At 40.2% G+C, this 21,566-nt stretch carries 17 protein-coding genes; 13 read left to right on the top strand and 4 right to left on the bottom strand.

Features of this window, described 5'->3' with window-relative positions:
- Nucleotides 1–131: 131 nt before the first annotated feature.
- Nucleotides 132–791 carry a GntR family transcriptional regulator gene (locus GWI59_RS00255; RefSeq protein ID WP_006535483.1) on the bottom strand — a complete coding sequence of 220 codons (660 nt, stop codon included), beginning with the start codon at nucleotides 789–791 and terminating at the stop codon, nucleotides 132–134.
- 467 nt (nucleotides 792–1,258) lie between these two features.
- Here GWI59_RS00255 and GWI59_RS00250 point away from each other — a divergent pair, with 467 nt between their 5' ends.
- From GWI59_RS00250 to GWI59_RS00220, 7 genes are all read left to right on the top strand, one after another.
- Nucleotides 1,259–2,509: an NRAMP family divalent metal transporter gene (locus GWI59_RS00250; RefSeq protein ID WP_161723666.1), complete on the top strand. Its 1,251-nt coding sequence runs from the start codon at nucleotides 1,259–1,261 to the stop codon at nucleotides 2,507–2,509.
- 13 nt (nucleotides 2,510–2,522) lie between these two features.
- Nucleotides 2,523–3,308: a LamB/YcsF family protein gene (locus tag GWI59_RS00245; RefSeq protein WP_109848535.1), complete on the top strand. Its 786-nt coding sequence runs from the start codon at nucleotides 2,523–2,525 to the stop codon at nucleotides 3,306–3,308.
- Between the two features lie 2 nt (nucleotides 3,309–3,310).
- Nucleotides 3,311–4,117 carry a putative hydro-lyase gene (locus GWI59_RS00240; protein WP_006535479.1) on the top strand — a complete coding sequence of 269 codons (807 nt, stop codon included), beginning with the start codon at nucleotides 3,311–3,313 and terminating at the stop codon, nucleotides 4,115–4,117.
- A 14-nt stretch (nucleotides 4,118–4,131) separates the two neighbouring features.
- Nucleotides 4,132–5,709 carry a 5-oxoprolinase/urea amidolyase family protein gene (locus GWI59_RS00235; protein WP_109848536.1) on the top strand — a complete coding sequence of 526 codons (1,578 nt, stop codon included), beginning with the start codon at nucleotides 4,132–4,134 and terminating at the stop codon, nucleotides 5,707–5,709.
- A gap of 16 nt (nucleotides 5,710–5,725) precedes the next feature.
- Nucleotides 5,726–7,471 (top strand): acetyl/propionyl/methylcrotonyl-CoA carboxylase subunit alpha, encoded by a 1,746-nt coding sequence (locus tag GWI59_RS00230; RefSeq protein ID WP_161723664.1) that lies wholly within the window; start codon nucleotides 5,726–5,728, stop codon nucleotides 7,469–7,471.
- Between the two features lie 203 nt (nucleotides 7,472–7,674).
- Nucleotides 7,675–8,472 (top strand): sulfite exporter TauE/SafE family protein, encoded by a 798-nt coding sequence (locus GWI59_RS00225; protein WP_109848538.1) that lies wholly within the window; start codon nucleotides 7,675–7,677, stop codon nucleotides 8,470–8,472.
- A gap of 104 nt (nucleotides 8,473–8,576) precedes the next feature.
- Nucleotides 8,577–8,807: a hypothetical protein gene (locus GWI59_RS00220; RefSeq protein ID WP_109848539.1), complete on the top strand. Its 231-nt coding sequence runs from the start codon at nucleotides 8,577–8,579 to the stop codon at nucleotides 8,805–8,807.
- Nucleotides 8,808–8,845: 38 nt separating this feature from the next.
- Here GWI59_RS00220 and GWI59_RS00215 read toward each other — a convergent pair whose 3' ends face one another.
- Complete coding sequence (locus GWI59_RS00215; protein ID WP_006535471.1) at nucleotides 8,846–9,286, bottom strand: PACE efflux transporter; 441 nt, start codon at nucleotides 9,284–9,286, stop codon at nucleotides 8,846–8,848.
- Nucleotides 9,287–9,397: 111 nt separating this feature from the next.
- Between GWI59_RS00215 and GWI59_RS00210 the strand changes: the two genes are divergently transcribed.
- On the top strand, nucleotides 9,398–10,300 hold the full coding sequence (locus tag GWI59_RS00210; RefSeq protein ID WP_006535470.1) for a LysR family transcriptional regulator: 903 nt from the start codon (nucleotides 9,398–9,400) through the stop codon (nucleotides 10,298–10,300).
- Here GWI59_RS00210 and narL read toward each other — a convergent pair.
- Nucleotides 10,297–10,950: a two-component system response regulator NarL gene (gene narL, locus GWI59_RS00205; RefSeq protein ID WP_109399424.1), complete on the bottom strand. Its 654-nt coding sequence runs from the start codon at nucleotides 10,948–10,950 to the stop codon at nucleotides 10,297–10,299. The genes GWI59_RS00210 and narL overlap by 4 nt on opposite strands.
- 25 nt (nucleotides 10,951–10,975) lie before the next feature.
- Nucleotides 10,976–12,781 carry a nitrate/nitrite two-component system sensor histidine kinase NarX gene (gene narX / locus GWI59_RS00200; protein WP_161669576.1) on the bottom strand — a complete coding sequence of 602 codons (1,806 nt, stop codon included), beginning with the start codon at nucleotides 12,779–12,781 and terminating at the stop codon, nucleotides 10,976–10,978.
- Between the two features lie 297 nt (nucleotides 12,782–13,078).
- On the opposite strand from narX, the gene GWI59_RS00195 reads away from it, so the two are divergent.
- From GWI59_RS00195 to narI, 5 genes are read left to right on the top strand one after another with little or no spacing between them, the layout of a single operon-like run.
- On the top strand, nucleotides 13,079–14,473 hold the full coding sequence (locus GWI59_RS00195; protein ID WP_115065059.1) for a NarK family nitrate/nitrite MFS transporter: 1,395 nt from the start codon (nucleotides 13,079–13,081) through the stop codon (nucleotides 14,471–14,473).
- Nucleotides 14,474–14,525: 52 nt separating this feature from the next.
- Complete coding sequence (locus GWI59_RS00190) at nucleotides 14,526–18,287, top strand: nitrate reductase subunit alpha (RefSeq protein ID WP_161723662.1); 3,762 nt, start codon at nucleotides 14,526–14,528, stop codon at nucleotides 18,285–18,287.
- Entirely contained in the window at nucleotides 18,287–19,840 is a 1,554-nt protein-coding gene (gene narH / locus GWI59_RS00185) for a nitrate reductase subunit beta (RefSeq protein WP_109399401.1), read from the top strand. The genes GWI59_RS00190 and narH overlap by 1 nt, the downstream gene beginning before the upstream one ends.
- Nucleotides 19,840–20,565, top strand: a complete 726-nt coding sequence (narJ, locus tag GWI59_RS00180; RefSeq protein ID WP_167426098.1) for a nitrate reductase molybdenum cofactor assembly chaperone — start codon at nucleotides 19,840–19,842, stop codon at nucleotides 20,563–20,565. The genes narH and narJ overlap by 1 nt, the downstream gene beginning before the upstream one ends.
- Nucleotides 20,562–21,239 (top strand): respiratory nitrate reductase subunit gamma, encoded by a 678-nt coding sequence (gene narI / locus GWI59_RS00175; RefSeq protein ID WP_006535456.1) that lies wholly within the window; start codon nucleotides 20,562–20,564, stop codon nucleotides 21,237–21,239. Before narJ ends, narI begins: the two co-directional genes overlap by 4 nt.
- Nucleotides 21,240–21,566: the final 327 nt, after the last annotated feature.

Below are 21,566 nucleotides of genomic sequence, written 5' to 3'. Positions count from 1 at the left end.
CATTAAATAAGACGAAAAAGCCAACCCAATGGGTTGGCTTTTTTGCGTTTGGAGTTTTTAAATAAAATAATAATGAAAAATACACTATTTAGATGCCCCAACATAGGGCATTTTTATTATTAATTGAATAATTAACAAAAATTATGACGAGAGAATGCAGCGAGCACTGTCCTTTCTGAAATTTCCAAATAGTCTTCCATTGCCATCGCAGCTTCTTGTGCTTTGCCATCCATTAATAGCCTTAAAATCTGTTCATTTTTCTCAATATAAGGTGCATGTAGTAATTGAGGATCGTTTAATAAACCGAAGGCTAAACGTAATTCTGCTAGAATAAGTTGGTATTGTTTAAACAGTCTAGGGCTATCTGAAAGCTCAACAATTGCGGTATGAAAATGCATGTTACAGGTTCCGACACTATTCCAATCTTGTTGTTCTTGAAACTTTTTTGCTTGTTCGACACTATCTTGCATTCTAATAATGGCTGGGTGCATAGGATAAGAATGTCGTAATGCATCACACTCAATTAACCGTCTTACACGATAAATATCCATAATAGAGGCCATATCTGGTACTGAAACAAAAACCCCACGATTAGGTTTATAAGTTAACAGCCCTTCTTGCGTCAACACACGAAAAACTTCTCTCAAAGTATTACGCGATATCTCTAGCGTTTCACTTAATGCGGTTTCTGAAAGTCTTTCACCAGGAGGTAATTCTCCTATAGTGATCTTTTGTCGAATAATATTGGCGACTTTTTGAGAAAGAATTTGTGGAGATGTTTTTTTCTGCATTATCTTCTGCTATTAGCTCAATAGAAACATCTATTCTATCAGTGAGCTTTACAATATATAACCTCTATTGTCGCTGTATGTTGTACTTATCACTCTCTACAATATTGCTTTCTGTTTCTTTTTATTAAAAAAATTGATTTTTTCTTTATCAATTTTTAATGTTCAAATTTATTTTTCTTTATTTATATGCACTATTTTTGTGCATCTTATCTTTTTATGCTTCATTCCCGTGCATTTTTGATACGAATAAATCATCTCAAATTGTCAATAAAATGTTAAAAATGCGATCTTCTTTGCACTTTTATCATCCCATATTTAAATCTATTTGCTTATTTATTCATCTATTATTATTAATTGTTCAACAATCTAACATCACTTGATTAACAATCACGTATTCATGCTCAACAATGGCATGTAAATTGCCTTAGTAATAATAATTAAAATAATGATGATAAAGGGGGTAGCTTATGGCTACACAAGATTCTGCAAATACAGCTCCAACTTCGTTTATAAAAAGTAGACGTTCCTCTCTGATTGCCGCTATTTTTTTAATGGCAACCTCAGCAATTGGTCCTGGTTTTATTACACAAACTGCAACCTTTACGGCGACAATGGGGGCCGCATTTGCGTTTGGGATCTTAGCGTCGATTGTGATTGATTTTATTGTGCAACAAAGTATTTGGCGAGTGATCACGGTAACCAATATGCGGGCTTCAGATATTGCCAACAAAGCTATCCCGGGAAGTGGCTATTTGCTGGCGATATTAGTTATCTTCGGTGGTTTAGTTTTTAACGTTGGTAATATTGCAGGTGCAGGATTAGGGCTTAATGCAATGGTTGGACTAGATCCTAAATGGGGTGGGATCTTAAGTGCATTGCTTGCGATCTATATTTTCTCTTCACGTAAAGCCAGTAACTTTATTGATCGTATGATTATCATTCTTGGTATGGTCATGATCTTACTAACTGTTTTTGTTATGTTTGCATCCAATCCACCGATTGGCGAAGCATTAAGACAAACAGTTTTACCTGACTCTATTAACTTTGCCACAATTACCACGATTGTGGGGGGAACAGTAGGGGGTTATATCTGTTATGCGGGTGCTCATCGTCTTCTTGATAAGGGAACGACGGGTATTGAGAATATTGAAGCGGTATCGAAGGCTGCAACAAAAGGTATCTTAGTTGTTGGATTGATGCGCTACATTTTGTTCCTTGCCATTTTAGGTGTTGTGGCTAGCGGTGTAACATTAGATATTTCTAGCCATGCTGCGAACCCTGCTTCACAAGCATTTCAACATGCTGCGGGTTTAGCTGGGTTACGTATCTTCGGTCTTATCTTATGGGCCGCTGCTCTCACTAGTGTTATTGGTGCTGCTTACACCTCTATGTCATTTATTACGGTGTTTAAAAAAGGGATCACAGAACGCCAACGTAATATCGCAACCATTATCTTTATTGCTGTTTCATTAGCTATTTATATGATGATGGGAACAGCGCCCGCTGCTCTATTAGTCTTTGCCGGTGGTTTTAATGGTCTGATTTTACCTATTGGTATGACTCTGTTTATTTTTGTTGCATGGCGTCGCCAAGACTTAATGAATGGCTATAAATACCCAGCATGGTTGTTATGGTCAGGCATTTTAGTCTGTGTACTGACTTGGTATATGGGCATCATGTCAGTCGGTGCGATTTTCAACTACCTCAAGATTGCTTAAAGGAATAATAACAATGATAAATGCCATCGATTTAAACAGTGATTTAGGTGAAAGCTTCGGACAATGGACAATGGGCAATGACGATGCAGTACTTGAAATAGTCAGTAGTGCCAATATTGCCTGTGGTTTCCATGCTGGCTCCCCGGATGGAATTTTAAGAACATTAAAAGCGGCAAAACAACACAATGTCGCAATAGGGGCACATGTCGCTTATCCTGATTTAGTGGGTTTTGGTCGCCGTAATATGGATATCGCCAGTGATGAATTAACCGCAGATGTGATTTATCAAATAGGTGCTTTGCAAGGATTGGCAAAAGCAGTGGGTTTGAGCGTGACTTATGTTAAGCCTCATGGCGCGTTGTATAACACAATTGCTCATGATAAACGCCAAGCACTTGCTGTTATTGAGGCGATACTCGCCGTAGATCCTCAACTGACATTAGTTGCTTTAGCAGGATCACCTTTGATTACTCTTGCAAAAGAAAAAGGACTTCGTGTTATAGCCGAAGCCTTTGCAGACAGAGCTTATCACGCTGATGGCACTCTGGTTTCTCGTAAAAAAGAGGGCGCAGTTTTACATGATCCTGAACGTGTTGCACAACGTATGCTACAACTTGTACAAGAAGGTGGTGTTGAGTCTATAGAAGGTATTTTTACGGCGATAAAAGCTGATTCTATTTGTGTTCATGGTGATAGTCCTGATGCAGTCAATTTAGCCAAAAGCGTAAAAGAAACTTTAATAAATCATGGTATTGCAATTAAATCATTTGCTCCTGCTTTACTGAAAGTTAAGGGGTAAATATGACAACTTTAATGAAAGCAACTGCTGATGCAATCACCAAAGCACAAGAGGCTCGATTAGCAATTCGTCATGGTTTAGCTATACCAACAGCAGGTATGGCAAAAGGAATGACACAAGCAAATATGATTAGTTTGCCTCGCGATTGGGCATTCGACTTTTTACTTTATGCACAGCGTAATCCTAAAAGTTGCCCTATCTTAGATGTTTGTGAATCAGGTAGTTATCGTACTGTTTTAGCGAAAAACGCCGATCTGCGTACTGACATTCCTCTTTACCGTGTTTGGGAAAATGGCAAATTAACAGATGAGATTACAGATGCTACAGCCATATGGGCACAACACCCCGATCTCGTAACGTTTCTTATTGGTTGTAGTTTCACTTTTGAAACGCCGATGTTAGAAGCGGGTATTGAAATTCGACACATTACGGATAACTGCAATGTTCCGATGTATAAAACCAATCGTTTATGTCGCCCAGCAGGACGATTAGAAGGCGAGTTAGTGGTTTCAATGCGTCCTATTCCGTCAGATAGAATTGCTGATGCAGTAATGATCAGCGGCCGCTTTCCTTCGGTACACGGTGCTCCCGTGCATATTGGCTCACCTGATGCTCTAGGTATTAACGATATTATGTCGCCTGATTTTGGTTCACCAGTGAGAATTGAAGAAGGTGAGATCCCCGTGTTTTGGGCTTGTGGTGTCACACCACAAGCGGCGGTGATGCGTTCAGGCGTTCCTTTCGCGCTCAGTCATGCTCCAGGGCATATGTTTATTACTGATGTGCCTGATGCTGCTTATCATGTATAAGGGAGGAAGATACTTTGCGCTTTTTGCCTGTTAACTTGTCTCACTTACTTGTCGAACTCTCCTCTTTAAAAGAGACGCTCGCATTGTATGAATCCGTTAAACAAGCGGATATTGCTGCTATTGAAGATATTGTACCTGCAGCGAAAACGCTCTTAATTCACTATACACCGTGGCTAATTACGGCTGAAGAACTTGTTGTTCAGCTCCGACAATTAGAAATCAAAGCGCTATCAGCACGTCAAACACAGTCATTAACGATCCCTGTTCATTATCAAGGTGAAGATCTCAATGAGGTCGCTGAATTATTAGGGATCACTACCAATGAAGTGATCCGCAGACATACAGAACAAACCTATCAAGTTGCATTCACTGGTTTTGCACCGGGGTTTGCTTATCTGATCGCTGATGAAACCCAGCTCTATGTACCTCGTCGTAAAACGCCTCGTACACGGATCCCAGCAGGTTCTGTTGGATTAGCCGGTGAATTTAGTGGTGTGTATCCACAACAAAGTCCCGGCGGTTGGCAGTTAATCGGAACGACGGAAATAAAAATGTGGGATCTTTCCCGCGAACAACCCGCCTTTTTATTACCGGGAAATGAAGTGCATTTTATTGATGCACAAAAAGCACCAATAACCGTTTCATTGCCTGAAAAAAAATCGGCAGTAGCTCCCCCTCTTTCATTAAATGATACAGGCTTATATGTCATTTCGGCAGGGTTACAGACATTATTTCAAGATGAAGGACGAATTGGTGCTGCATCAATGGGGGTTTCTGCTTCTGGTGCACTAGATAAACCCGCTTTACATGCGGCTAATCGTTTAGTTGGGAATCCGACAACCTTCGTGGCACTTGAGATAACTCAAGGTGGATTAACACTTAAAGCGCGACAAGATTGTGTTATTGCCTTAACTGGGGCGGATTGTTCTATTTTACTAAAACATGAGTCGGGAAAGAGTGAATATCTATCAAGCTATCAACCAATTGATGTTCGTTGTGGTGATGAAATTATTTTAGGTATACCAACAACAGGGGTACGTAGCTATCTTGCTGTGAGAGGTGGGTTTGAATTACCTAAAGTTTTAGGTAGTCAGGCTTTTGATACTTTAGCGCAAATTGGGCCTAGTGCACTGCAAGAAGGAGATGTCCTTCATCTGAATAATGAAAGCATTTCAAACGGTATTGTAGCCGATGAACAGCCAACATCAGTGCTGCCAAAACAAGGTGATATTGTCACACTTGATATCGTTTTAGGCCCTCGTACTGACTGGTTTACCGCGGATGCAATAAAGACGCTAACCTCTCAATTATGGCAAGTCACACCACAATCTAATCGTATTGGTTTACGTTTATTGGGCGAAACGCCCCTTGCGCGTGAGCAACAACAAGAATTATCAAGTGAAGGCACCTGTATTGGTGCAATACAAGTACCAATTAATGGGCAGCCTGTTTTGTTTCTTAACGATCACCCATTAACAGGGGGCTATCCTGTTATTGGTGCTGTCGCTGAATATCACTTACCACTCGCAGGGCAAATCCCTGTTAACGCTAAAATTCGTTTTAATCCAATTACCGAATTTCAAGAATATTGATAGGAGAGTGCCACTCATGACAACAATTAACCAAAAACAACGAGTGAAGCATCGAGTACTTATTGCAAATCGAGGTGAAATCGCGGTTCGCATTATTCGTGCTTGTCAGGATTATGGTGCCACTTCAATTGCCATTTATGCCAATGATGATATTGATGCACTACACGTTCGTCTTGCTGATGAAGCTTATGGACTCAATGGTAATTTACCGAAAGAAAGCTATTTAGATATCAACAAAATTATTGATATTGCTAGTAAAGCTAAAGCGACGATGATCCATCCAGGCTATGGTTTTCTTTCAGAGCGTGCGGATTTTGCAAAAGCGGTACAAGAAGCCGGATTTATTTGGGTCGGGCCAAATCCTGAAACGATTGAGGTACTTGGCGATAAAGTGAAAGCACGTAAAATTGCACAATCTGTTGGTGCTCCTCTTGTAAATGGTACGGCTGATCCTGTTAATAATGCCAAAGAAGTATTAGATTTTGCCAAGCAATATGGTTTGCCAGTTGCGATTAAAGCCGCTTTTGGTGGTGGTGGGCGAGGCTTAAAAATTGCCCATAAAATGGAAGAAATTGAAGAGCTTTATCATTCCGCAGTACGAGAAGCCGTCACCGCATTTGGACGTGGTGAATGTTACGTTGAACAATTCTTAGATAAACCTCGTCATATCGAGGCGCAAATTATCGCAGATAAATTAGGCAATGTTGTTGTCGTTGGAACACGAGATTGTTCGCTACAACGTCGTAATCAAAAGCTGATTGAAGAAGCCCCAGCACCTTATTTAACAGATGAACAACGTGAACGTATTCACCAATCAGCTAAAGATATTTGTGTTAAAGCGGGCTATATAGGGGCAGGTACAGTTGAGTTTTTATTAAGTGCAAATGGCACTATCTCATTTCTGGAAGTAAACACTCGTCTACAAGTAGAGCATCCAGTGACAGAAGAAACGGCAGGCATTGATTTAGTTATCGAGCAGTTACGTATCGCTGAAGGGTTGCCACTCAGTATTGATAAAACCCCTGTCCCGCGCGGTCATTCTTTTGAATTTAGGATCAATGCAGAAGATCCGGCGAAAGGTTTTTTACCTACACCCGGTTTAATTACACATTTTTCTCAGCCTTCAGGTCCAGGTGTGCGAGTAGACAGTGGTGTTGCTGAAAATAATCAGGTTTCACGCCAATTCGATTCAATGATGGCCAAACTGATAGTGACAGGTGCAACACGTGAACAAGCCATTGCACGGGCTCGTCGGGCATTATCTGAATTTAAAATAGAAGGTGTGGCAAGTGTATTGCCTTTCCATTGTGAAATGATGGAACACCCCGATTTTACTGAAGATTTTAAGGTACATACTCGTTGGATTGAAACTGATTTTCAGGCAAAAAATAGCCATTTCCCACGTAGTACATCAGCAAAAAATGAAGAACTCGTTCGTACCTTTATTGAAATTGATGGTCGTCGTCATGAACTTGCTTTGCCAGCTCAATTATTATCACTCTCTGCGGTAATACCAACAGCAATGAATGCCAGTCATGAGAAAGAAGAGAATGAAAAAGCAGTTATTGCGCCAATTTCTGGTGTATTACATAGCTGGATCTTATCTGATGGTGACAACGTCAAAGAAGGTGATGTTATTGCTATTATGGAAGCGATGAAAATGGAAGTTCAGGTGGTCGCATCTTGTGACGGGGTATTACAGCAAAAAGCTAAAACAGGTGATTACTTTTCAGCAGAAACCGTTTTAGCTGAAATAAATTAAGCGTATTAAAGAATTAATATATTGATTAATAAGAATAATACCTGCCTTTAATATTCGCCCTTTAAGATGAGTAAATTTCGTATTAAAGGGCTTTTTTATAATAACTTTATTTATATATCTATTTGTTATATCTAATTCCTTTTGGTTATAAGTTATTTTGCCTATAATCTAGGCTCGCTAAATTATCAGCAAAAGGAAATAAGATGTTACTCGTCTCACAATTGCTTATCGGCGCTGCAATAGGGTTAGTTATTACAACGACCGGTGTTGGCGGAGGCGTTATTTTATTGCCTGTTCTTATTTATCTTTTTGGAATGAATGCATTAGCGGCTGTGGCAACGGCTAATTTGTTATCTATGCTAATGAAACTCTCGTCTTCTTATATTCATTTTCGGTTAGGTAATATTCCATTAAAACCCGCATTATTAATTTTGGCGATCATGTTTCCTGCAACTTTTTTAGCGAGTTATGGGGTGACGTGGTTGGGATCGCAACCTCAATATTACGATCGTGTTGAATCTGGTATTAATATTTTAATGATCGTTGCCATCGTGTTTTCATTGATTTTGTTTTTACAACGAATGATAAGAAGATCAACAGGTTCAGATCTTTTAATTTCTTTGCCACCACCTTCATCCGTTACTTTTTCTTCCTTATTTGTACCAGGAATGAGTGCTGGGCTTGTGCTTGGAGCGACGGGAGTTGGAGGGGGATTAGTGGTATTGCCTGTATTAATGCGTTTTGCACAAATGGGGATTAAAGAGGCAATTGGGACCTCTATTTTTATTACTACGATCCTTTCGGGTGGCTCAGCGATTGCTTATAGTGCTGGTGGTTATACCGATGTTCACACGGCACTTATTCTTTGCTTAGGATCATTATTCTCTATTCCATTAGCACGCTATTTACTTGTCTATTTATCAGAGCGTTTTTTCCAATATTTAACACTGTCGTTTATTCTGATCAGCATCATTATGATGAGTTGGAAGTTAATAAATTAACTTAATGTAATATCGAGTGAGTCAATCTTTCTCTTATTCTCTTTAGTTAGACTAAACTTATTCTATCATCATTAGATTAACGACTAAGAGTAAGTAAAAACGAGATGAACATTAAAATAGGTGATGAATTTTTAGTTTATATGGCGCTAGGTGAAGAAAGCTATATGAAAGAGTATTATCGTGTTGTTGAATTAGATACTCAACTTTCTCAAGTAACAGGTAAGTTACTCAAAAGAACAACGGCTGATGATAAAAATATTGGTTTGGGTCGTTGTGAGTTAGAAGGCGGTATTGAGCAATTTGCATTAGAAGATATCTACCCCGTTAAAAAGTGATCTTAATTGCAGATCACTCTTCTTAATTCATTTGTCGTTTAGGCTACAGGCGCATTTTCAGGTAATGCAGATGCCGGTAAACCAAATACTTTGTCAAATACCCAGTTATAAACGAAAGTATAACAAGGGATAATAATTATCAGCACAAAATCCATCACTAACGCTTGCCATAACGAAACATTAAGCCACCATGCAATTAATGGGATTAAATAGAGTACTAGTGTTAGCTGAAATCCAATTGCATGTACAATACGGCGCCTAAAAGTTCGAATTCTTGAAATCTGCCTACTTTCCCAAAATTCAAACATACAGTTATAAATAAAATTCCAACTCACCGCGATTGTTGTTATCACAAGCGCTAATGGGCCAGTTACTGCTGTTGAGCTATCAGCCAAAAGAGCAAGTCCAACGGATGAAATAACCCAGCCAAAAATCTCATAAGCTGTCACGTAGACAATTTTTCGTTTAATACCTTGCATTGTGCTCTCTTTTTTCTGTGGATCCGTGTTGTTAAGCATCGTAAGATAAATCAGCAAGAATGACATAAAAAGTCAACTAGTATCAATTTAACTGAAACATCAGGAGTGAACATGCAGTTTTCAAGTGAACATATTGCGATATTTTTAGCCGTGATGGATAAGGGATCTTTCTCTGCAGCAGCACGTTCATTAAAACGTGTTCCTTCTGCAGTTAGTATGGCGATTGCCAATATGGAAGCTGAATTAGGCTATGCACTTTTTGAGCGCTCATCACGAGAGCCTCAACCAACCGAAAAAGCCAAAGCACTTGAACCTCATGCCAGAATGATCGCAGAGCAATTAAAATTATTACAAGTGCATGCACAAGAGCTTTCCATGGATCTCGAAAGTGTTTTAAATATTGGTGTTGCAGCTGATATTAATCCTGATTATTTATTACCTGCGTTATCTGAATTAACCCAACGTTATCCATTACTTAATGTGAATGTGATAACCGCAGCACAAGACGACATTATTGAAATGTTGCATTCACATAAAATTCAATTGAGCCTCGTTTATGGGGGCTTGTATGTGAATGGTGATGAGCAATTTCAATATCTTGGCTCAGAGTCATTAGTGGCAACAATCTCAGCAAGTCATATTGCATTAGCACACCCAGCAGGCGTATTTATTGAGGATTTAGTGAATGTTCGCCAAATTATGATCGCTAGTCACACCAAAGAGTTGAGAGATGAACGCTCATTAGTGGCTACAAATTATTGGCAAACGGATAGTTTTCAAATGGCATTAGGTATGGTTGAAGCGGGAATGGGATGGGGTAATTTACCGTATTCGCTGATTTATACTCAATTACAAAAAGGAAAATTAAAACAGCTGCAGTTTAAGAATACGAAAAATGAGTTACGATTGCCTATTCATGCCATGTGGCTAAAAGGGGAGTCGTTACAAAAAGGGGCAAAAGAATTAGTTGAGCTGATGAGTTCTCATCAGCCCATTGTACCTAATTTTGATTAATCGATACGTTGTTGATGAACCCAAACGGCAACTTCAACACGAGATTTTAGCTTCATCTTTTTTAGTAAGTGTTTAACGTGCACTTTGACCGTACTTTCTGTGATATCAAGTTTACGTGCGATCATTTTATTGGATAGCCCTTGCGCTATTAATTTTAAAATATCACGTTCACGCGGGGTGAGTTGTTCAATATCACGCTCACCTTCAGAACGATCTTCACGTAATGATTCTGCTAAAATCGGCGTTAATGCAGGACTGACAACCATTTTTCCGGCAGCCGCCTGTTTAAGTGCTGCAAGCAATTCTTCAGGCTCCATATCTTTTAAAAGATAGCCATCTGCACCACGTTTTAACGCTGTGACTAAATCATCACTATAATTTGATACGCTGAAAACAACGATCCGACCTGATAACGACTTTAGTCGAAGTTGATCAAGTGTTTCAAAACCATTCATTCCTGGCATATTCAGATCCAGCAAAATTAAATCTGGATCTAATTCTTCTGCGAGTTTCACGCCTTGAATACCATCACCCGCTTCCCCAACGACAGTGAGTGTTGTATCAAGACTTAAGAGTTGTTTTACACCATTGCGTAGCATTGGGTGGTCATCAATGAGTAAAATTGTCGCTTTTTCTGTGGGGGATCCCATGTTATTCATTACGACTTGCTCCATGTTAGACAGGGTCTTTATGAGTAGTGATTAATGGAAATTTAACAAGCACTTGAGTACCGCCCTGTTCACGTACTTTGATAGTATAAGAGCCATTTAGGCTATTTGCGCGTTCACGCATAATAATAAGGCCATAGTGATTTAATTTTTCAGGGTTAGGACTAATTCCTTCACCATTATCGTTAATTTTTAATTCAATAATGCCATTATCGAGAGATAAAGAGACTTCAGCCCAGTTGGCATTGGCATGCTGTAATATATTATTCAATGCTTCACGTACAATTTGAACCACATGAATACTCTGATGTGAATTCACGCATTTTGCAGGTAATTGATAGTCAAAATTAATAGTAAATCCAAGGCGCTGATTAAATTCGGTCAGTGTACTTTCTAACGCAGCTAGTAATCCCGGCTCTGTGAGTTTTAAGCGAAACGTGGTTAACAGTTCTCTTAGTTGACGATAAGCCACATTAAGCTCTTCTCGCATCTCTTTAAGGAGTTTTTGGCAGTTATCCGGTAAGGTTTCTGACTGCATTTGCAAATAGCTAACTTGCATTTTTAAACAAGAAAGCGATTGAGCAATAGAGTCATGTAATTCACGAGCAATTGCCGAACGCTCATCCATGAGTAAAAGCTGTTGCTGCTGTTCGTTTTGCTGTTCCATCGCAAGCATTGCTGAGATCTGTTTTGTTAGTAATAACATTAAATTATTCTGTTCGTCAGTTAAAACTGTATTTTCAGGTAACTGCATAACAAATAATCCATAACGATGGATTTGATCAGCTAATTCCCAATGTAATAACCCACTATTTAATGAAGTCGTTATTGACGTATTATCTTCACAACGTTCGCATTGCTTATCTGGGCAGTGATGTGGACGTGATTGAGGTTCTAAACTGATTTCATTAAACAGTGTGTGATGATTATCTTCATATAAACGTATCTGCAAATAAGCATCAGGAATGATTTGTTGAAGTTCAAATAGTATCTGTCTTAATCGAGCGCAAAGAGGGGCAGGAGAGTGTAATTGCTGGCTTGAATGATAAAGGTAAGAGAGCACTTTATTTTTCTGTTGTAAGTCGTGCGTTTTTTCGACCACTCTTTTTTCTAGTTCACTATACAGCGTAGAAAGCTCTTCTGACATGGTATTGAGTGCGATACCCAATGTGGCAATTTCATCATGGTGTGCGCGCTGATGAAAACGTGCTGAAAAATTACCATGACCAATTGAATGAGCCATCGCCATTAATTGTTGCCAAGGATGTAATAAACGACGGCGAAAATGCCAAACAGAGCCAAACAGTAATAACAGAGTGAGTGCAGTAAAAATAAGCTGAGTATAAGCCACCATCCTGATTTTTTGCTCTGTTAGCTGGTCGATACTTAACACTAATTTATCGAGTTGAGAAACAAAAAAGATAACTTCTTCTTTTGCATCATCACGTTGTTTTGCATAGAGCAATGTTGGTTTTAAGGTATCTTTCCAGTAAGTATTTAATTGAGCATATTGTGATTGTAGCGATTCATTGCTTAGGACTTGAAGTAATTCATCACTGTCTAAATCGGTTTCTAATTCATGAAGGTAATAACGATGCTGTTCATCTAGAGGTAAAGCAGATAGCAAACGATAGCTTTGCATTCGCAACGATCCAGATTTATTAATCGCATGAGCGTTACCTTGCACACTCAAAATAATATGGTTAGAAATTGCCATTCCTACCACACCCAATAGCGTGAAAAGTAACATTAATATCGCTATCTGATTAATAATTGAAAAACGGTAGTGCCATTGGATTTTATGTGTACTCATCGTTATTTTTCCAAGTTTATTCTGGCGCTATATTGCCTTAAAAAGACACCCAATGTCATATACTACTAAAGTATTACTCCTAAATATCCAATAGAGATAATTTCACTTCTAAATTATGATGCTTTTAATCTAACTAATTAATTTAAAATAAAAAATTAAGTATTATGTTATTAATACTTAGGTGTAAATAGTGATTTTAGTTCAAAAATCAAACAAATGTTTGCTTGATGCAGATCATGACTAATTAACAATTCTAATCGTACAAAGATGCCAATCTAACCGTTAATCGAGGTTGTTATGGCACTCACTCAACACCCAGAAAAAATGAAAAAAGGGGTGATCAAAGATTGGCATCCTGAAGATAAAGCTTTTTGGGAAAAGACTGGTCAAAAGATCGCTTCACGTAATTTATGGATTTCTGTTCCTTGTTTACTTTTATCATTCTGCGTATGGATGCTTTTTAGTGCTGTTGCAGTAAATTTGAACAAAGTAGGTTTTAACTTTACCACAGATCAGCTATTTATGCTGACGGCACTGCCTTCAGTCTCAGGTGCTATTCTGCGCGTTCCTTATTCCTTTGTTATTCCTATTTTTGGTGGCCGTCGCTGGACGGCAATCAGTACCGTATTTCTGATAATTCCTTGTCTCTGGCTAGGCGTCGCCGTGCAGGACGCCACAACGTCTTACTCAACTTTTATTATAATTTCGCTGTTATGTGGTTTTGCTGGAGCAAACTTTGCATCCAGTATGGCAAACATCAGCTTTTTCTTCCCTAAAGCACGTCAAGGTGGGGCATTAGGATTAAATGGCGGATTAGGTAATCTCGGTGTGAGTGTTATGCAACTCGTCGCCCCTTTAGTGGTTGGCGTTGGTGTTTTTGCTCTATTTAGTGGCCCTGGTGTCGTTCAGCCTGATGGTTCACGTTTATGGCTAGAAAATGCTGCGTGGATTTGGGTTCCTTTCTTGTTGATCCTGACATTTGCAGCTTGGTTTGGTATGAACGACCTTGCGGCTAACAAAGCTTCTTTAAGTCAGCAATTACCTGTTTTAAAACGTGGTCACCTCTGGTTATTAAGTATTTTATACCTGTGTTCTTTTGGCTCATTTATTGGTTTTTCAGCGGGTTTTGCGATGTTATCGAAAACCCAATTTCCCGATATCGTTATTTTGCATTATGCCTTCTTCGGACCTTTATTAGGTGCCTTAGCTCGCCCTGTGGGTGGCGCTTTGTCGGATAAATTTGGAGGCATTCGAGTCACGCTGATTAACTTTATCATTATGGCAATTTTCTCTGCTCTACTCTTCTTAACACTACCTGAAAACGGTGCTGGTGGCTCATTTATCGCGTTCTATGGCGTATTTATGGTGCTGTTTTTAACCGCAGGTTTAGGTAGCGGTTCTACATTCCAAATGATTGCTGTGGTGTTTAGAAAAATCACCGTTGACCGCATGAAAGCACAAGGTGCTTCTGATGAAGCAGCGCAAAAAGAAGCAGTAACAGAAAGTGCAGCTGCGCTTGGTTTTATCTCAGCCATTGGTGCAATTGGTGGCTTCTTTATTCCTAAAGCCTTTGGCACATCGCTTGCAATGACTGGCTCACCTGCCGGTGCCATGAAAATCTTTGTTCTATTTTATATCGCCTGCGTCTTGATCACTTGGTTGGTCTATGGACGTAAACACAATAAACAATAATGACGAATTATACGCAATGTGAGAGCGCTCACGCGCATTGGGAGAGTATCTGATGAGTAAGTTTCTCGATAGATTCCGCTATTTTAAACAGCTTGGCGATACCTTTTCAAAGGATCATGGCCAAGAATTAAATGTTAATCGTGACTGGGAAGATGGTTATCGTAGTCGCTGGCAACATGACAAAATTGTCCGTTCCACTCATGGTGTTAACTGTACTGGCTCTTGTAGCTGGAAAATTTATGTCAAAAATGGGTTAGTCACATGGGAAACCCAACAAACGGACTATCCGCGTACACGTCCTGATTTACCCGATCATGAGCCTCGTGGTTGTCCTCGTGGTGCAAGCTATTCATGGTATTTATATAGTGCGAACCGCGTTAAATACCCAATGGTACGTAAACGCCTAATTAAATTATGGCGTGAAGCGAAAGCACAACACAGTGATCCTGTCGATGCTTGGGCTTCTATTATTAGCTCGCCAGAAAAAACCAAAAGCTATAAACAAGCTCGTGGTCGTGGTGGTTTTGTTCGTTCTTCATGGTCTGAAGTGAATGAAATTATTGCCGCTTCTAACGTATTTACAGCTAAAGAATATGGTCCTGATCGTATTATCGGTTTCTCACCAATTCCAGCAATGTCGATGGTGTCATACGCTGCGGGTGCGCGCTATTTATCTCTTATTGGCGGGGCATGTTTAAGTTTTTACGATTGGTATTGCGACTTACCACCAGCATCACCCATGACATGGGGTGAGCAAACAGACGTTCCTGAATCGGCGGACTGGTATAACTCTTCTTATCTGATTGCATGGGGCTCTAACGTACCGCAAACACGTACTCCAGATGCCCACTTCTTTACCGAAGTTCGCTACAAAGGGACTAAAACTGTTGCGGTTACACCTGATTATGCTGAAATTGCTAAACTGTGTGACCAATGGTTAAATCCAAAACAAGGTACTGATAGCGCAATGGCAATGGCGATGGGACACGTTATTCTTAACGAATTCCACGTTAAACGCCAAACTGAATACTTTAGTAACTATGTGCGCACTTACACTGACATGCCAATGTTAGTGATGTTAGATAAACATGATTCTGGCAATTTAGTTGCGGGTCGTATGTTACGAGCTTCTGATTTAGTGAACAATCTCGATCAGGAGAAAAACCCAGAGTGGAAAACCATTGCTATTGATGAGAAAACACAGCAATTGGTTGCCCCTCAAGGTTCGATGGGCTTTCGTTGGGAAGGCGCAGCTAAATGGAATCTTGAGCCTAAAGACGGTAAGAGTGGTGAAGAAGTCACTTTACAATTAGGGCTTTTAGAGAACCACGATGATGTTGTAGATGTGGCATTTCCTTACTTTGGTGGCATCAAGAGTGAATACTTTGAAGGTGTTGTTCTTGATGACGTTCTCGTTCATAAACTGCCTGCTAAGCGTATTACACTTGCGAATGGCGAAGAAAAATACGTTACAACCGTCTATGACTTGCTATTAGCAAACTACGGTATTGATCGTGGCTTAAATGATGAAAACTGCGCATCAAATTACGATGAAATCAAAGCATATTCACCAGCATGGGCAGAGAAAGTGACGGGGGTAAGCCGTCAAGATATCACCCGTATTGCACGTGAATTTGCAGATAATGCAGAAAAAACACATGGTCGTTCTATGGTGATTGTGGGAGCCGGTATTAACCACTGGTATCACATGGATATGACCTATCGTGGCATTATTAATATGCTGATTTTCTGTGGTTGTATTGGTCAAAGTGGTGGGGGCTGGGCACATTATGTTGGACAAGAAAAATTGCGTCCACAAACCGGTTGGTTGCCGTTAGCCTTTGGTCTTGACTGGCAGCGCCCACCTCGTCATATGAATAGCACGTCATTTTTCTATAATCACTCAAGTCAGTGGCGTTATGAAACCGTATCACCGACAGAGTTATTATCACCATTAGCGGATAAATCACGCTTTAGTGGTAGTTTGGTCGATATGAACGTGCGTTCAGAACGTATGGGATGGTTACCATCGGCACCTCAATTAAACTTAAACCCGCTGTCTATTGCGAAAAAAGCCCAAGAGGTAGGCGTTAGTGCCACTGATTACACCGTTAATGCATTGAAATCAGGTGAAATCCGTTTTGCTTCAGAGCAACCTGATAATCCACAAAACTTCCCACGTAATTTATTTATCTGGCGCTCTAACTTATTAGGTTCAGCGGGTAAAGGACATGAGTATTTACTGAAATACTTGCTGGGAACCGAAAACGGATTACAAGGTAAAGATTTAGGCGAGCAAGGCCAAGTTAAGCCACAAGAAGTGGAATGGCAAGATAAAGGCGGTGAAGGTAAAGTTGATTTAGTGGTAACTTTAGACTTCCGTATGTCAAGTACCTGTCTTTTCTCAGATATCGTTTTACCAACCGCAACATGGTATGAAAAAGACGATATGAATACTTCGGATATGCATCCGTTTATTCACCCATTAACGGCAGCTGTTGATCCTGCTTGGGAGTCTAAAACAGACTGGGAAATCTATAAAGGTATCGCTAAAACCTTCTCTAAATTGTGCGTGGGTCATTTAGGGGTTGAAACCGATTTAGTGACATTACCTATTCAGCATGACTCTGCCGCTGAAATGGCACAGCCTTTCGATGTGAAAGATTGGAAAAAAGGCGAATGTGACCTTATTCCGGGTAAAACCGCACCACATCTTATTCCTGTTGAGCGTGATTATCCAAATACTTATGCTCGCTTTACCTCACTTGGCCCGCTGATGGATAAATTGGGTAATGGCGGTAAAGGGATCAGTTGGAATACACAAACAGAAGTCGATTTCCTGAAAAAACTCAATCGTGTCCGTCATGACGGTGTGGCAAAAGGGCGTCCAGCGATTGAAACAGCAATTGATGCAGCCGAAGTTATCCTCTCTTTAGCCCCTGAAACTAACGGTCAAGTAGCGGTAAAAGCGTGGGATGCATTAAGTAAAGTGACAGGACGCGATCACACTCACTTAGCCAAAGTGAAAGAAGACGAGAAAATTCGTTTCCGCGATATCGTTGCTCAGCCTCGTAAGATTATCTCAAGCCCAACATGGTCTGGCCTTGAAGATGAACATGTCTCTTATAACGCCTGTTATACCAACGTTCACGAGATGATCCCTTGGCGTACTTTAAGTGGTCGTCAGCAGTTGTATCAAGATCACGAGTGGATGCGTGCTTACGGTGAAAGCTTAGTGGTTTACCGTCCACCTATTGATACTAAAGCGATTGATGCGGTTAAAGGTAAAAAACCAAATGGTTTTCCTGAGAAAGCATTGAACTTCCTGACTCCTCACCAAAAATGGGGAATTCACTCAACCTATAGCGATAACTTACTGATGTTAACGCTCGGTCGTGGTGGCCCTGTGGTTTGGCTGAGTGAAGATGATGCCAAAGAGATGGGAATTAGCGATAACGATTGGGTTGAAGCATACAACAGTAATGGCGCGCTAACTGCGAGAGCGATTGTTAGCCAACGTATTCCCGATGGCATGATTTATATGTATCACGCACAAGAGCGTCAAATAAACCTGCCAGGATCAGAAATGACAGGCATGCGTGGTGGTATTCACAACTCTGTGACGCGTGTTTGCCCTAAACCAACCCATATGATTGGTGGATACGCTCAGTTAGCTTATAGCTTTAACTACTACGGCACTGTTGGCTCTAACCGTGATGAGTTTGTTGTGGTGCGTAAAATGAAACAGATTGATTGGCTTGATGGTGAAGGTGATGCTTATCAACAGACCCTGAATGGACAGGAGAAGGCATAATGAAAATTCGTTCACAAGTCGGTATGGTACTCAACCTCGACAAATGTATCGGTTGCCATACCTGTTCAGTAACCTGTAAAAATGTTTGGACCAGTCGCGAAGGTGTTGAATACGCTTGGTTCAATAACGTTGAAACAAAACCAGGCACAGGGTATCCCCAAAATTGGGAAGACCAAGAAAAGTGGAAAGGTGGATGGATAAAAAATATCAAAGGTAAATTAGTACCAAGAATGGGCAACCGTGTTGGTCTATTATCTAAAATTTTTGCCAATCCCGATGTCCCTGCATTAGACGATTACTATGAGCCGTTTGATTATGACTATGAGCATTTAAAAAATGCACCAGAAGGCTCATTACCGACAGCACGTCCTCGTTCGTTGATCACAGGTCAGCGCATGACCAAGATCGAAAAAGGTCCAAACTGGGAAGACGATTTAGGCGGTGAATTTAGTCAACGTGCTGCGGACAAAAACTTCGCTAATATGCAAAAAGAGATGTATGGGCAGTTTGAAAATACATTCATGATGTATTTGCCACGTTTATGTGAACACTGCTTAAATCCAGCTTGTGTTGCGACATGCCCAAGTGGTGCAATTTATAAACGTGCTGAAGATGGCATTGTGCTTATCGACCAAGATAAGTGTCGTGGATGGCGCATGTGTTTAACGGGGTGCCCATACAAAAAAATCTATTTCAACTGGAAAAGTGGTAAGTCAGAAAAATGTATTTTCTGTTATCCACGTATTGAAGCGGGTCAGCCAACACTGTGTTCAGAAACTTGTGTAGGGCGTATTCGTTATCTGGGGGTAATGCTGTATGACGCAGATAAAATCTCACAAGCTGCCAGTGCAGATAATGAAAAAGATTTATACCAAAGCCAGTTAGATATCTTCTTAGATCCCTTCGATCCTGAAGTGATTGCAGCTGCAGAAGAGCAGGGTATTCCGTTAAGTGTAATTGATGCCGCACAGCGTTCGCCTGTGTACAAAATGGCAGTAGATTGGAAGCTGGCATTACCACTGCACCCAGAATATCGCACTTTACCAATGGTTTGGTATGTACCACCTTTGTCACCGATTCAATCTGCTGCTGATGCAGGTGTGTTACCACATACAGGCGTTCTGCCCGATGTAGAAAGCTTACGTATTCCCGTTCAGTATTTAGCAAACTTACTGACAGCCGGTGATACGGCACCAGTGTTATTAGCATTAAAACGTATGCTAGCGATGCGCCATTACAAACGTGCTGAAACGGTAGAAGGAAAAACGGATTTAAGTGCGTTAGAGCAAGTCGGTTTGACTGAAGCGCAAGCACAAGAGATGTATCGTTATCTTGCTATTGCCAATTATGAAGATCGCTTTGTTATTCCATCAAGTCATCGAGAACTTGCGAGAGAAGCTTTCCCAGAACGTAATGGTTGTGGTTTTAGCTTTGGTGATGGTTGCCATGGTAGTGATAGTAAATTTAATTTGTTTAATAGTCATCGGATTGATGCGATTGATATCACTTCAAGAACACCACAGGATGAACGTCGTTCAGAGGAGAAAATATGATGATCTCTCTGAAAGTTATTTCTCATCTTTTAGATTATCCCACACAAGAATTATGGGATAACCGTGGCGAGCTTATTGACGCATTACAGGAGGCCGATGAGCTTCCTGTGACTCAAGTTGCGAAATTAATGGCGTTTATTCACGCCTTAACGCAACAAGAGTTGTTAGATGCACAAGCCAATTATAGCGAGCTTTTTGATCGAGGTAGAGCGAGATCACTATTGTTATTTGAACATGTTCATGGTGAGTCTCGCGATCGTGGTCAGGCAATGGTTGATCTGTTAAATCAATATCAACAAGCGGGGATCACATTAAGCAGCCGTGAACTCCCTGACTATTTGCCGACTTACCTTGAGTATTTAACACTTTTACCTGCCACCGAGTGTATTGAAGGGCTAAACAACATTGCGCCTATTTTGGCTCTGCTAGGTGAGCGTTTAAAACAACGAGGCAGTGATTATCACGCTCTCTTTGATGTGTTGCTTTGTCTTTCACAAAGTGAGTTAGACGCTTCACAACTTGCGGCTCAAGTAGCAAAAGAGCCTTTAGATGATACACCTGCCGCGTTAGATGCGGTGTGGGAAGAAGAACAAGTGACGTTTCTTGGAGAAGGTACGCAATGTGGTGGTAACAAAATCAGCCAACATCAGCGTCGTTTTGCACAAGAGACGGCAGTTCAATATCTCAACGTGGGAAATTCGTTGGATACGGGAGTACAAAAATGAATTACATCAATACGTTATTTTTTGATATCTATCCCTATATTGCTGGTGCCGTTTTTATTATCGGTAGTTGGTTACGCTATGATTATGGTCAATACACTTGGCGTGCAGGCTCTAGCCAGATGCTAGACAAGAAAAATATGCGATTGGCTTCTAACTTATTCCACATTGGGATCATTGGTATTTTTGCTGGTCATTTTCTGGGGATGTTAACGCCACATTGGATGTATGAATCTTTTCTGCCAATTGAATATAAGCAAATTATGGCGATGGTGGGTGGCGGTACTTGTGGTGTATTAATGTTGGTTGGGGGCGTGATGTTATTAAAACGCCGTTTAACCAACCCACGGGTAAGAGCCACATCTTCATTTGGTGACATCATGATCTTAACGCTTCTGGTTATTCAAGTTGCGTTAGGTCTGCTGACTATTCCATTCTCGGCCCAACATATGGATGGTAGCGAAATGATGAAGCTGGTGGCTTGGGCGCAATCTATCGTGACCTTCCACGGCGGTGCTTCGGCTCATCTTGAAGGTGTCGCATTCGTATTTAAATTGCACATTTTTTTAGGCATGACGATTTTCTTATTGTTCCCATTCTGTCGATTAGTTCATATTTGGAGCGTACCCGTTGAGTACTTAACGCGTCGCTATCAAATTGTGCGTAATCGTCATTAATGAATACCCATCTCCTGATAGTAAGTTTGAGACCTTTTAATTGCGCTTATCTCACCCCCGCCCGCGGGGGTTTTTTTATCTTTTTTTCCAGATCTAAAACATCAACAAAAATTTTGAATGGTTAAAGCAATAATCTTTAGATTCATTTAAGAATGGTTGCACTTATAATTATTTTCAACGAAACGAATAAATTTATATAAACAAATAAACAGTTAATTAAATATCGTGATATTTAATTATATTTAAAGTTTACAATCGATTATTTATTATTAATAAATACATTAAGATGTAATTTTAAAAGGATCTGAGTATTGTCATATAAATTTG

The sequence above is a fragment of the Proteus sp. G2673 genome (assembly GCF_009915125.1).
In the GTDB taxonomy this organism is placed as follows: Bacteria; Pseudomonadota; Gammaproteobacteria; order Enterobacterales; family Enterobacteriaceae; genus Proteus; species Proteus penneri.
This window is presented reverse-complemented; position numbering and strand designations above follow the sequence as displayed.